Consider the following 12,812-nt stretch of genomic DNA (forward strand, 5'->3'; position numbering starts at 1 on the left):
TTACGGCAAGACGCCGATGCGCACTTTCCTCGATTCGCTCGAACTCGCCAAGGAGAAACTCATCCCCCATTGATGACTCGTTCTTTGTCGGTCCGACTACCTGTCAGATCGAGTCCCGGCTAATACAGGTGATCTACAGCAACAACAATTGGTTCGACTGGCCTTCGGGAATGGCGTCGTCCTTCTCCGTTGGGGTCCTGTTCCGCTGCCCATCGGGGTGCGCATTTCCGCTTCGCTCGGCGTTCCCGTAGTCCGCATGATGCTTGCGCATCCAGGCGACGCCAAGCACATCGGACGAGAACACGACGCCCGGGGCAATTTGAACAAGCTGACTCATCGGTGAACTCTCCTAAGCCGATTGAACGTCAAAGTGCGCAGCGGCGAAGCGAGCGCTGCAGCTCACACTTCGACGCTATCGCGGGTGAACGTTGTCCAGCCGTCCTTCACCCGTTGAGCAAGGCAGAGATGCCAACTCGAGGTGCTCGTCGCACAAGGCGATCGACACTTGAGTTCACATCTTTATCCACATTCTCGCCGAAATAATGTCGTCACTTCGCATGCGTCCGGAATAAACTCGTCATCAGCCCTCGAGTAGAGTTCCGCGCGTCCACGGCAGCTCGCCGAGCCCGGCCGCACGACAAGATTGCGGGATCGCCAGTCATGAACCTTGCTTGCGGTCGAGATGCGGCGTTGTCCTTCGCGAGGTCGACACATGCCCATGCGATCGCGTGCGGGATCTCGACGCCGTTGCCGCGACCGTGCCGCCCGGCTTGCCGCAGGTCATCTCACCGGTGCCGCGGGCGCGAGAAATTCGGTGAGCCCGTCGGCATCGGCGAAGAGACCGCCGGCACGGCAGCGGGCGGCTACTTCCTGCGCGGTGCATGCGGGCTCACGCAGTGGGCGACCGCGCAGCTGCTCGACGCGATGTCGGATCTGACCGCAGCTGCACGTCGCACGCTGGCCAGCACCTCGCCCCACGCATTCCGGCACACGACCAGTACGCAGATGCTGGCGACGGACATCGTGCTCGACGTCGAGCGATGTACGGCCGGCCGCGCGTTGCTCGACATGGTGCCGATCTATATTTCGCCGGAGGAGGCCAGGCTACGTCGTAAGGCCCCGAAAATTCACGTCCGTCGCGTGACACCCCGGATGTGGCGCGATTGCAGCGTGGCCCGTATCCGACAAATCGAACTTACCGCTTCTACGCCTGCGGAGTGCTCACGTGTCCAGCCCCTGTCTCGTTGAGGCCATTACTCATCGCCTTTTGTCCTCGGCTGCCTGAATGACACGGTACAGCGGCGGGTAGTAGATCCAATTCGGCTGGTAACTCTCCAGCCACGCCCATTTGAGAGCCCATAGTCCTGCAAATGCCATGGCTATGCCGAACAGGATGCCCCATGGAAAGCACGCATTCAACAACGCGTGGACAATCGATTCGTCCTCGATGCCGCCAACGAATACCGCCCCATCTGCGACTGTCAGCAATACGACGCCGAAAATCAGGCCCCCTGCCTGTTTGCGCTGCTCGCGCGATAGTGATTCGCCGCGATCGTATCTTTCATACAGCCGAAGCAGAAACTCGTCCTTCTCCTCCAAAGCAAGATTGTGTATCTCGTGAGGTGTCACGCATCCGATGGGCCGACTCCAACGGGGTTCGTGATGGAATATCGCAGTCCACCGCGATGGAATCCCGTATGCGATTTCGATAACAATGCTGCGCACGAAATCGGCTAACGCGGGAATGACCATCGAAGCGATCAGTCCAAACGCGGTGATGGTAAGACAAAGAAACACGATGCTTTGCGGCAGCCAGTCACCCTTAATCGCAGCGTGCAGCAGGCCATGACGATCACTCAATAGCAAGGCTAGGTCGGCGTACAGGAGCAAGTACGTGAGACGCAATGCCCATTGCCATTCCCATGCCTTCTGCAGATATCCCAGCGCAATCGGCGGTGCCGACCCTCGTTCCTTTTCTTCCTCATGCCGGACCGCCATACATGCCCTCCTTGAGCGCTTAAGAAGCTGAGTTTCGTCGCAATTTTGTCTATACAAGGCCACGTACTCATCGCGGCTTCAATCGCATGACAGATCCGCCAGCGGCAAATTTGGTCAGTCGTTGCTTGTTTGCGACGGGCAACTGCGAACGTTGGGTCGGCTGATTCGATGAGGCAGCAGAAATCATCCGCCGACAGTTGAATTCAAAAAGCGGGTGCGGTTCTGGCCAGCAATCCATGCCGGCTCCCGTCCACGGCCACTCCACGTTGCACCGGTCTCCGGATCGCGGTACTTCGCCGGCGGCTTGGTGCGCTTCTGTGGACGTGGGATATCGAAAATATCATCGGGCGTCAGACCGTTTTCGGCAATCGCGCGCTTGATGTTCACGATGACAGCGGCAAGCTCATTGGACCTGGCGTCGGCGATTTGCGCGTCCAGGTCCGCAAGCTGATGAAGAAGTTCTCTTAACGTGGGCATAGTCTGGTGGAGTCGTGATTCCGAGCTAAATGAGACGGCATTGCTCATGTCGGGAATTCTTGGCGAGGCGTCCGTGTACTAACGGGCAACCGCGACGGGCTTTTTGTAAATGAGAATGTCATCAAGGCATACCCATGTCAGCAGGGCCGAGACAGCGATCGCTATGGCGAGCGCGAGCAATCGTGGGCGCGACCGTGGGCGACGCTGCGGCTGCTCACGCGGCGACAGTGGTCGGTCCCGTGTAATTCCCTTCAGGTCTCCGACACCGCCCGAGACTCGCATTTCGTTGATCTCGGGCTTGGTCATCCAGTTCGCACCTCGTCCATTCGTCGCGCTCACACGCTGTCCTCTTGTTCCCATTGCGCCAGCAGGTCCGCGGGAATCGCCTTGACGACGTCGGCATAGCGCTTGCCGACAAACTGCTCCGCGCGCCGGAGCAACACGGGAATCGGACTGCTGGGCTCGTGCGTTTCGAACCAGTCACGTGCTGAGCAGATCAAGCTCAGCGCGGCCTGTCGGCCGGCGGGGGCGCCGCTCGCACTTAGCGCGACGCTCGGCAGAGCGGACGAGTGTGCGGGTTCGGTGAAGTCGGAGGCTGACGCATGTTCCACGCTGAGCGCGCTGTCTGGCACGTTCCCATCGGGTTCCGAGGCGTTGATGGGCGCAATCTCGTCTGTCGCGGATTCCACGTGCGATACCCCTCGCTGCAGCAACTGAAGGACGCGCGTGAGGGGAGAGAAGTCGGGCAGGTACGATCCAAGATGGGCGCCACACCACATGTTGATCGCGGCGAGATTCGAGATCGCTTCGTCGAAGCCCGTCATGGTCGCCGGCTGTTGCCGACGGAGATCCTGCAGTTGCTGCACGACTGAGTCGGGCGCGATCGCGTCGGCTGGGCGTGGATGCGCGAACGCGCGCTCGACATCCCGCACCTGCAGCCGAGTAGCGGTCGACTTCATCAGCACGATTTCCCGCACATCGGACAGCAATCCATCGGGGTCCGCCAGCCCCTGCAATGCGTTCATTCGCATATCGAGCGCGGTGTCGCGATCTTCACCGTCAGCCCCCGCTTGGGGATGGATATTGTCCGGAAACGACTGCAGCCAGGTCGCAAGCAGCCTTGTGCCCTCTGCGAGCCCCTCGGCACCGCCCAGACGCGTGCGGCAACGCGTGTTGAGGACCGCGACCCGCATGTCCTTCGTGCGTAGCATCAATCGTCGGCAATCCCGTTCGATCTCGCTCCAGTTCAGCGGGTCGGCAGCGCCGACGAAGTTACCGTATTGCACATCCTGTTTGGGCACCGCGCTCGTGAACAGGACGACGAAATCGTGATCGTATTCAAGATCCGGGCCGCATGGCGCACCATCGCTCACGGGGGTGAGCCAATCGAAGTGGTTGGAACCCGTGACAGATACGTGTCCGGCTTTGCTGGGTATGGGTGCTCGCTTCTTGCTCATGGTCATTCTCGGGAATCAGTGGCACGGCGCTCGAATTGGCGGACATATCGCTCCGGCTCGAAGCGCATGCCGGTGATCGGTTTGTGCGGATCTGGCCGTCCGAGCCATCCGGACCAGCCCATGCGTTGCTGACCGCCCATCACGGCTGCGGGCGCGCTTTCGGGTTTGATGCGTAGTTCAAGTTCCCATTCGAGCTCGTAGCCGACGAACGCCCGTACCCATTCGACGAGCCGTGGCAGATCTTCTCCCTGCGGCGTAAAACGCAGATACGCGTCGAGATCGACCGGCCCGATGACGATCCGAAACCGATGCTGGCGATCCGGTGCGACGCGGCCGAGCATCGCGCCCTGTCCCATCGTCGCCGCCGCGCCGGGGCGTCCCATGCGGCCGCGGTCGGCCGGATCGATTTCAATCCAGTGAAATACGTTCTCTTCAATCGCGACCGGCACGCTGAAGTAGCGTTCGAGCGTGGCGCGCAAGCCGTCCGGGTTGCGCGACTCCCGCACGAGGTGCGGCGACGCGGCTAGCCGCGCGTGTGACGGTAGGGGGCGTTGACTGCACTCGGCCACGTCCTGTCCGGTGAGGCTTGCAATGTAAAACGAGAACCGCTCGTCGCTCGCTCGGTCGAGGCCGGCCGTCGATTGTGCGGAGGCCCATGCGCGATAGAAGAGGGTGAAGAAGCGGTGATGGAAGATGTCGAAAAAGTCGACCGTTGTCATGTCCCGCCGGCTGTCCTCGCGATCCTTCGCGATCTCGGTGACGTGGATCGGTAGCGGGCCATTGGGGCCGAGCATCCCCAGGCCGAACAGGCGGACCTTCAGGCGGCCCGCGGCCTCTTGAGCACTTGCAACTTCACGCGGGGCAAAAGCAAGACTAGGCTGCTGGCCGAGGCGGAACGGCTCGGCGCGCGGCCGCCGTGCGGTACCGATCGGATCGATCGCTGGGTTCGCGCCGATGCGTCGCAAGAGCGACAGGAATCCGAAGCGCCACGGTTCGGCCTGCAGGCGCTCGAGCAGCTCGGGCGACAGCGTGCTGTCTCGCAGCAACGCGGGTAGCGTCGCGCGCTTCATCACAGCACTCCGCGCGTGCCGGTGCGCACGGGCCAGCGCGCAATGCGGCCGCGCTGCATCGAATGCAACTCGGTTTGGGTAAAACTGTTGATCGAGACATGCCGTGCAAGCCAGTGCTCAAGAATGACCCCAAAGAGATAGGGGCTCACCCCCGAGAAGCCGGTCTCGTCGACCGTCAGCGCGCACTCTATGCCGCGGCCAAACGTCATGGGGCCCGTTCCCGGCAGCTTGCGGGTCACGGGCCGCGTTTTCACGCCAACGAGGCTTTCCACCTGCCGGCCTTGTCCGGAGTCGCCATCCGTCAGATAGAGGCGAAGCAGATCACGCAGGCCCTGACCGCCTTCACGGTGATCGAGATCGTCCAGTGGCAGGTAGTTGAAATTGAGCTGACGGATCAGGCGCCACGCCATCTCGCGCTCAGCGTACGGCGGCAGCGGCGGACTCGGGGCACGGATCAGACCAATGCTCTCCACCGGAGCGGATTCGGCGGTCTCCAGGTCATGCAAGCCATCGCGCGGCACGAGCGTGGCGAGATCTCGGTTGGTCAGCAGCGCGTCGACTGACAAGAAGCGGATGTTCTCGTTGTAGGGCGCCTCGTTCTGATCGACCAGCGAGAGAAACACCTCCGTGCCGACATAGGGCGTGCGCGTGCCATACCGTCGCGCCGAATCGGACACGAGCCGTCGCTCGCGCCGTGTCGAGAAGTAGCGGCCGTGGTTGCCCTCATCGTTGTTCAGCGTCTGGTAGAGCGGGCGGAATTCGAGTTCCGACGACGTCGCGGCCACGCGGCCGTAGACGGTTTCCACTGAGAACACCTCGTAATCAAGCGGCGCGAGCCGTGCCGGCACCAGATGAAACTCGGTATCGCGCGGCGAGATCTCGATCCGGTCGGTGTGCTTGCTGAACAAATTGATGACCGGCGTGCAGAACAGTGCGAAGCGCGACGCGTCGACGAGGTTGGCGAGCTCGGCCGGTGCACGATCAAGCAGCACGACGATCTCGACTTCGCGGCCTTCGACTCTCGAGAAGCCTTCGGCCAGGCCGTTCAACGCGAAGAACCAGAATCGCGCAGGGCACGCGAAGTACTCGTGCAGCAAATTGTGCCCGTGGAATTTCGTCCAGGTCAGCGGCAACAGGTTCTGATCGGTGCGCAGACCCTCATACCCGACGGCGTTTTCGGTGACAGCGGTGGGCGCACGGCCTGGTACGGCAAACTCGCCGGGCGTCCCGATAACGGAGGCGATTGCGCCAACATGCAGTAGCTCGAACAGGTGAGAGGCGACCTGCTCGTCACCGGCCAGATAAACGGGGAGACGGTCTAGTCCCTTCAGATCCGCGATGCGCATGTCACCCGTCGTCGCCAGGCGCAACCGTAAGGCGCCGCGTACTTGGGTTTCCGGTGGGACGTATCGCGCAAGTCCCGGAATGTCTGGGGGGATACCGGTCAGGCGCGCTTCGGTGATCGTGAGCGGCCACAGCGTCACATCCTGCCCGCTCGTGAACTGACACGCCGTGCGCTCCCCGTCGGGAATGCGCGCGGTGAACGCGGTGCCGCGTGGAATACGATACCCGTTGGCGAGGTTCCCTTCCGTTCTCCCAGGGTACATCCGGGCGACTGCAATCGACGGCGTGGGTGCGACGTAGTTCGGGTAGATGACTTCCAGTAGCCGTTCGGTAAAGCGCGGAAACTCTGCGTCGAGCTTGAGTTGCGTGCGTGCAGCCATGAAGCTGAACGACTCGATCAGTCGCTCGACGTAGGGATCGGCCACTTCACCCGCTTGCATGCCGAGGCGCCGTGCGATCTTCGGGTGGGCATGCGCGAACTCAGCAGCCAGCTCGCGCATGTAGATGAGTTCTTGGTTGTAGTAGTCGAGCAGTCGCGGGTCCATCGGTGTGGTCTCGTTGTTGTCGTGGTGCCGCGCCGGGCTTAGCTGGTGCGCATGCCGGTGATTCGAATTTCGCTTGTTTCGAGATCCAGCGAGCTCTGCACCATGAATTCGAGCGGATACGGATCCATGTGAATTAGTCCGCGAACTTCAAACGCGAGGACGTTGTGATGATCGCCCGTGCCGTCATTGCGTGGACGAGGTGAGACCACCAGGGAGTCTGCAATCAAACGCGGTTCGAAATCCGTGATGGCCTGCCGGATCATCCGTTCGACGTCGTTCCACTGGCGCGATGCGATGAAAGCACCCGCGAGCGGCGGCACGCCGAAATTCACGGTTGAGGCTGCCGCATGCGGATGACGCCTGCGATCAATCTGATCCTCGATGCTCGTCGTGTTGAGCAGATAAGCGAGGTCGCGCTGCACGATGTCCCGCATTTGTTTGCGCGTGACCGTATATTCCTCGGGCGCTTCAGTTTGCCGATGCGGTGCGTCATCGCGAAGCCGGTCGAGCAAGGTCGGCATCAGGTGTGCATTGGCCCGGCGAGGCGTACGAACCGCGAGCCCATCCGAAGGCAAAGGTCGTTTGCGCTCAGTCATCGACGTGCTCTCCCTGGGCGGCGCCGTCGCGAACAGGTGAGCCGAACTCCGTGTTCGCCAGTTCGAACAGGCCGAAGTCGCCCTGGTCTGTCGCCCAAGTCTTTTGCCCGAGCGCGATGACGCCGGTCCGGCCACTTTCCTGCCAGACGGTTTCGCGTCCGAGGCGCATGGTGTCATCGCTGGCTTCCGAACCCGGATAGCGGGCAGGCATGAAGCCGTGGACGATTGAGCCGTCAATCAGCGTGAACGTACACGGCGCCCAAATCAGATCGACCAGCTTGGTCGGTGGCGACACGCGCCAGGCAGCCAGATCGGCGAACGGCACCCATCGGTAGTGCCTGGCCGTAATGACCTCGCACACCGGTCCGAAGCGCGAATCGCTATCCACGATCCAGGTGGCCATTCCTTGAGGGATCCGGGCAGCAATGCTTGGCGCGGCCTCGAGTGCCGCCTCGCGCGCGTCGTCGGCTTGCTCAATCCGATCGCCTGCAGCCAATTGCAGTGCGTCGAGAAGGCCTTCGATCCATGCCGACGGTTCCAGCACAAAGCCCGGACGTTCACGTCCGTCGACCACCTGCTGTCGCCAGCGTTCAGCGCGAATCAGGTCGCGGTATACCTGGGCCGTTGACGCCTGGCCCGGTTCGAGCTTCGCCCACGTCTGCAATTGCTGGATTGCCCGCGTCCATTCACCGGTGACGCACATCAGCTGAAACAGCGCCCAGCGATGGGACGCGGTGGTTGGCTGAGCACGCAGGCGTGCCGAGACGCGTTCGATCTGTTCGCTCAGAGGCGTTTCACTCACGCGATGGGTGTGCGGTGTATCGGCGGCGGTGAGGCGGGTCATCCTCTTTCCTTGCTGGAGGGGGCGGAGAGCGGGCTGTCCACGGTCAATGCGTGGTGTTCGCGCCGAGTGAGCGCCGGCGGTAGTGCCGGCCCCCGTCGTGCTGCCGCGGCTTGAAATTCGGGTGGGGCAAACAGTCGCAAGATTTCCGGAACGGGCTCCACGTCGAGCGCAGTCTCGGTGTGGCCATCCAGTCGCTCGAACACATCCGCGAGCGTGTGATCGCCAAACAGCAGCGCTTCGATGGATCCGGCGCGTTCATGGTCACCGTACGCATGCAGGGCATCGGGCGAGTCCGGAGCAGCGCCATGCGCTGCGGGTTCGTCCACCAGCGGTGCCCACTCTGCGGTAACCGTCGCATGCGGGTCGGTCAGCGCACGCCAATATTGCGCGTGCAACGCGTCCACGAGACCGTCCGGACTGTCAGTGTTGGCTGTCTGTGAGTGAGAGGATGCGCGCGCATGCGCCGCGGCGCTGTCCATGACGCCGATGCCGAGGCGGTCAAGGACGTCGTCGTTGGCGGCCAGATCTCCGCCGCTCTCATCCGCTGCAAGGTCGGACTCCGCCGCGTCAGGCGCGCGCCACGCATGTCCTTTGCCAAGCACGGGCTCGGCGTGCGAGAGGTCCGGTTGACGGCGCCACGGTAGGCGAAGGGAGCGCATCTAAGGTGTCCGCTGACAATGAAGATCGCATTTTAAACACGAGTGCTGGCGACTCGTCCATCACGGCGGCGTTAATCGACATTTCAAGGAGGGTCTAAAATGTTTTTGAGATCGGACGATAAATGTCAAAAATGTTAAATCGCAAAATGCAAATCTGAGGAAAATCAATGGATTGTGATGATTGTGATAGAGGATTTAACGGTTGTGTCCTAATTTTGTTGCGGAAGAACAATGACTTAGATTATCTCGAATTTGTCTTGGTGGCATCGAGGTAGAGTGGGGCGGCGCGAGGATTGTCGCTCGCGGAGAGGGGAGGCGCGGGTATTGACTTCGATTCGTTCTTGCTGTTATTGACATGGGGAATGCGTTGACGGCACTTCCGTTTCATGCTGATAATTCGCCACCGACTCGATGTGGCCGTTTGACTCGTATCGGTGAGAGTGCGATATATCGAGTGTTTTCGGTTCCATCAGGTAAGGTGGCTGTGTAGTAGTCCTGATAGGTCTGACAGGGTGCTCGGGGCATCGTAGCCAATTACAAAGACCATCATGACAATTTCACGCCAAACGCTATTCGGGAAGCTCGGGGTCCAGCTTTACCGAGGCATCGAATCTGCAACGAACTTCTGCAAGCTGCGCGGAAACCCGTTCGTTGAGCTCGTCCACTGGCTGCACCAGTTGCAGCAGCAACCGGACGGCGACCTTCAGCGGATCGTGCGCCATGCCGGCATCGATCGGGATGCGCTCGAGCGGGATTTCGTGCGAGCGCTGGCTGCGTTGCCGGCCGGAGCAAGCTCGATCAGCGATTTCTCCTGGCATATCGAGTCGGCGATTGAACGTGCTTGGGTCCTCGCCACGCTTGAGCACGGGGAGCACCGCGTACGTGGCGCATGGCTGATTGCTGCGCTCGTATCGACGCCCGACCTGCGGCGTGTGTTGCTTTCCATTTCCCCGACCTTCGGCAAGATTCCAGTCGACGGCCTGGGTGACGTGTTGCCGGGCTGGATTGCTGGGTCACCTGAAGCGGCCGATGCCTCCTACGACCACAGCGAGTTATCGCCTGCTACACCGGGCGAGGCGTCCGGTGCAATGTCCGGTCCGCAAAAGAGCGGTTCGCTCGAGCAGTACTGCACGGATCTGACCGCACGTGCCCAGGCTGGTGAAATCGACCCGGTCATCGGCCGGGAACTCGAAATCCGGACGATGATCGACGTGCTGCTGCGCCGCCGGCAGAACAATCCGCTGCTGACCGGCGAAGCCGGCGTCGGCAAGACCGCCGTCGTGGAGGGGCTCGCGCGCGCGATCGCATCGGGCAACGTGCCGCCGAACCTAGCCGATGTGCGCCTGCTCAGCCTCGACGTAGGAGCGTTGCTCGCCGGCGCGAGCATGAAGGGCGAATTCGAGGCTCGCCTGAAGGGGCTGCTCGAAGCGGCCGCCAAGTCGCCGGTGCCGGTGGTCCTGTTCATCGACGAGATCCACACCCTGATCGGTGCCGGTGGTCAGGCTGGCACGGGTGACGCCGCGAACCTGCTGAAGCCGGCGTTGGCTCGCGGAACGATCCGCACGATCGGGGCGACCACTTGGGCCGAGTACAAGCGACACATCGAGAAGGACCCCGCACTGACCCGGCGCTTTCAGGTGCTGCAGGTCGCGGAGCCGTCCGAGGCTGCGGCCGTCGATATGGTCCGGGGGCTCGTGCAAACGTTTTCGCAGCATCACGGTGTCGTGGTGCGCGACGAGGCAATCCGTGGCGCGGTGACGCTCTCGCATCGCTACATTCCGGCGCGACAGTTGCCGGACAAGGCTATCAGCCTGCTCGATACCGCGTGCGCCCGGGTGGCGCTGTCGCAGCACGCGACCCCGCGCGAACTCGACGACGTTCGTCAACGCCTCGCGGCCGCGCGTACCGAAGAGGCGCTACTCGTGCAGGAGGCCCGTATCGGTCTGGAGGCGGACAAGGCGTTGTCCAACGTGCGCGCCCGCATCGATGTACTGGCGTCGGAGGAAGGCGGAGTCGAGACGCGTTGGCGCGAGCAAGTGGCGGCCGCGCAGGCGTTGCTCGCCGCGCGTGAAGCGGCGAACGGCGAGGTCGAAGCTGAGCGACCGCCGATCGCGATGCTGCGCGAACTCGAGCACGCGCTGACCGCCCTGCAAGGGGATGCGCCGCTCGTGTTTCCGGAGGTCGATGAGGCGATCGTGGCGGAGATCGTGTCGGACTGGACCGGCGTCCCGGTTGGTCGCATGGTGACCGACGAGGTCGCCGCGGTGCGCCGACTACCCGAAACGCTGGAAGCCCGCGTGATCGGTCAGACCGATGCGTTGCGCATGATCGGGGAGCGCGTGCAGACCGCGCGTGCTGGCTTGACCGACCCGAAAAAACCGCTCGGTGTGTTCCTGCTCGCAGGACCGTCGGGTGTCGGCAAGACCGAGACTGCGCTCGCACTGGCCGAGGCACTGTACGGTGGCGAGCAAAACCTGATCACGATCAACATGAGCGAGTATCAGGAAGCCCACACCGTCTCGGGCCTGAAGGGCGCTCCGCCCGGATACGTCGGTTACGGAGAGGGCGGCGTGCTGACCGAGGCTGTACGCCGGCGTCCGTACTCGGTGGTCCTGCTCGATGAGGTCGAGAAGGCCCATCGCGACGTGCACGAGATGTTCTTCCAGGTGTTCGATAAGGGCTACATGGAGGACGGCGACGGCCGCCATATCGATTTCCGCAATACGACCATCCTGCTGACCAGCAATGTCGGCTCCGACCTGACGGCAAGCTTGTGCGCCGATCCGGAACTTGCACCTGACATGGATGGTTTGCGCGAGGCGCTTACCCCCGAACTGCTCAAGGCCTTTCCGGCTGCCTTTCTCGGCCGGGTGGCGGTGGTGCCGTACCGGCCTCTCGCTGACGAAGGGCTGGCACGCATCGTCCGCTTGCATCTGGGGCGCGTCGTGAAGCGCATGGCCGATAGCCACGACATCACGCTTACTTTCGACGATGCGGTGGTCGATTACATCGTCGGCCGTTGTCTCGTACAGGAAACCGGCGCGCGTGTGCTCATCGGTTTTATTGAGCAACACGTCCTGCCGCGCCTGTCGGCGCTTTGGCTCGACGCCTTCACTTCGAAGGCCACGTTGTCGCATATCGCCATCACCGTTTCCGATTCCTCCGTCCCGCCTGCACAAGCACTCGCGTTCGAGGCGATGCCGTTTCATGTCGCCGAGTCGCAGTGCTGAGCTTGGAGACTCTCTACCCCCGTTTGGAGACTGTTCATGTCCGCTAGCAGTTCGCAGAAATTCATCGCGCGCAATCGTGCGCCGCGTGTGCAAATCGAGTACGACGTCGAGGTCTATGGCTCCGAGAAGAAGGTCGAACTGCCGTTCGTGATGGGCGTGCTGTCCGACCTGTCGGGCAAGCATCCGGTCGAGCCGCTTCCTGCGGTGACGGATCGTCGATTCTTGGAAATCGATATTGACAATTTTGATGAACGCATGAAGGCGATTCGGCCGCGCGTCGCATTTGCGGTGCCGAACACCCTGACGGGCGAAGGTCAGATGATGGTCGACATGACCTTCGAGAGCATGGAGGACTTTTCGCCAGCCGCGATCGCACGCAAGGTCGAACCGCTGCGCAAGCTGCTCGAGGCACGCACGCAACTGGCCAACCTGCAGACGTACATGGATGGCAAGTCGGGCGCCGAAGCCCTCGTCACGCAGCTGCTGCAGGACCCGGCGCTGCTGAAGTCGCTCGCCGCGGCACCGAAGCCCGAGCGCCACGATGGTGACGCAGCTGAGGCGAGCGAAGCGAACTGACCGACGAACTGATCGA

At 62.2% G+C, this 12,812-nt stretch carries 11 protein-coding genes; 2 read left to right on the forward strand and 9 right to left on the reverse strand.

Features of this window, described 5'->3' with window-relative positions; all coding sequences use genetic code 11:
* Positions 1–133: 133 nt before the first annotated feature.
* The 9 genes from G3O06_RS20825 to G3O06_RS20865 all read right to left on the reverse strand — a co-directional run bounded on the left by G3O06_RS20825 (position 134) and on the right by G3O06_RS20865 (position 8,990).
* A complete protein-coding gene (locus G3O06_RS20825; protein WP_205817393.1) occupies positions 134–337 on the reverse strand; it encodes a hypothetical protein in 204 nt (67 codons plus the stop codon).
* Between the two features lie 920 nt (positions 338–1,257).
* On the reverse strand, positions 1,258–1,998 hold the full coding sequence (locus G3O06_RS20830; RefSeq protein ID WP_205817354.1) for a hypothetical protein: 741 nt from the start codon (positions 1,996–1,998) through the stop codon (positions 1,258–1,260).
* Positions 1,999–2,181: 183 nt separating this feature from the next.
* A complete protein-coding gene (locus G3O06_RS20835) occupies positions 2,182–2,475 on the reverse strand; it encodes an H-NS histone family protein (protein ID WP_205817392.1) in 294 nt (97 codons plus the stop codon).
* 335 nt (positions 2,476–2,810) lie between these two features.
* Positions 2,811–3,932 (reverse strand): type VI secretion system protein TssA, encoded by a 1,122-nt coding sequence (gene tssA, locus G3O06_RS20840; RefSeq protein WP_205817355.1) that lies wholly within the window; start codon positions 3,930–3,932, stop codon positions 2,811–2,813.
* Positions 3,933–3,934: 2 nt separating this feature from the next.
* Positions 3,935–5,002, reverse strand: coding sequence for a type VI secretion system baseplate subunit TssG (tssG, locus tag G3O06_RS20845; RefSeq protein WP_205817356.1), 1,068 nt, complete (start codon positions 5,000–5,002; stop codon positions 3,935–3,937).
* Entirely contained in the window at positions 5,002–6,891 is a 1,890-nt protein-coding gene (gene tssF, locus G3O06_RS20850; protein ID WP_205817357.1) for a type VI secretion system baseplate subunit TssF, read from the reverse strand. The genes tssG and tssF overlap by 1 nt, the downstream gene beginning before the upstream one ends.
* A gap of 38 nt (positions 6,892–6,929) precedes the next feature.
* A complete protein-coding gene (gene tssE, locus G3O06_RS20855; RefSeq protein WP_205817358.1) occupies positions 6,930–7,487 on the reverse strand; it encodes a type VI secretion system baseplate subunit TssE in 558 nt (185 codons plus the stop codon).
* Entirely contained in the window at positions 7,480–8,331 is an 852-nt protein-coding gene (locus G3O06_RS20860; protein ID WP_205817359.1) for a type VI secretion system accessory protein TagJ, read from the reverse strand. The genes tssE and G3O06_RS20860 overlap by 8 nt, the downstream gene beginning before the upstream one ends.
* Positions 8,328–8,990, reverse strand: a complete 663-nt coding sequence (locus G3O06_RS20865) for a TagK domain-containing protein (protein ID WP_205817360.1) — start codon at positions 8,988–8,990, stop codon at positions 8,328–8,330. The genes G3O06_RS20860 and G3O06_RS20865 overlap by 4 nt, the downstream gene beginning before the upstream one ends.
* Before the next feature lie 548 nt (positions 8,991–9,538).
* Here G3O06_RS20865 and tssH point away from each other — a divergent pair.
* Positions 9,539–12,220, forward strand: coding sequence for a type VI secretion system ATPase TssH (gene tssH / locus G3O06_RS20870; protein WP_205817361.1), 2,682 nt, complete (start codon positions 9,539–9,541; stop codon positions 12,218–12,220).
* A 36-nt stretch (positions 12,221–12,256) separates the two neighbouring features.
* Positions 12,257–12,796, forward strand: coding sequence for a type VI secretion system contractile sheath small subunit (tssB, locus tag G3O06_RS20875; protein ID WP_205817362.1), 540 nt, complete (start codon positions 12,257–12,259; stop codon positions 12,794–12,796).
* Positions 12,797–12,812: the final 16 nt, after the last annotated feature.

It is taken from the genome of Burkholderia sp. Ac-20345 (genome assembly GCF_017104825.1).
Classification (GTDB): domain Bacteria; phylum Pseudomonadota; class Gammaproteobacteria; order Burkholderiales; family Burkholderiaceae; genus Burkholderia; species Burkholderia lata_B.

Excerpts from the sequence above, each read along its gene's own strand:
- tssH (WP_205817361.1), top strand. The coding sequence starts at position 9,539 with ATGACAATTTCACGCCAAACGCTATTCGGGAAGCTCGGGGTCCAGCTT.
- G3O06_RS20865 (WP_205817360.1), bottom strand. The coding sequence starts at position 8,990 with ATGCGCTCCCTTCGCCTACCGTGGCGCCGTCAACCGGACCTCTCGCAC.
- G3O06_RS20830 (WP_205817354.1), bottom strand. The coding sequence starts at position 1,998 with ATGGCGGTCCGGCATGAGGAAGAAAAGGAACGAGGGTCGGCACCGCCG.
- tssA (WP_205817355.1), bottom strand. The coding sequence starts at position 3,932 with ATGAGCAAGAAGCGAGCACCCATACCCAGCAAAGCCGGACACGTATCT.
- G3O06_RS20825 (WP_205817393.1), bottom strand. The coding sequence starts at position 337 with ATGAGTCAGCTTGTTCAAATTGCCCCGGGCGTCGTGTTCTCGTCCGAT.
- G3O06_RS20835 (WP_205817392.1), bottom strand. The coding sequence starts at position 2,475 with ATGCCCACGTTAAGAGAACTTCTTCATCAGCTTGCGGACCTGGACGCG.
- tssG (WP_205817356.1), bottom strand. The coding sequence starts at position 5,002 with ATGAAGCGCGCGACGCTACCCGCGTTGCTGCGAGACAGCACGCTGTCG.
- tssB (WP_205817362.1), top strand. The coding sequence starts at position 12,257 with ATGTCCGCTAGCAGTTCGCAGAAATTCATCGCGCGCAATCGTGCGCCG.
- tssE (WP_205817358.1), bottom strand. The coding sequence starts at position 7,487 with ATGACTGAGCGCAAACGACCTTTGCCTTCGGATGGGCTCGCGGTTCGT.
- tssF (WP_205817357.1), bottom strand. The coding sequence starts at position 6,891 with ATGGACCCGCGACTGCTCGACTACTACAACCAAGAACTCATCTACATG.
- G3O06_RS20860 (WP_205817359.1), bottom strand. The coding sequence starts at position 8,331 with ATGACCCGCCTCACCGCCGCCGATACACCGCACACCCATCGCGTGAGT.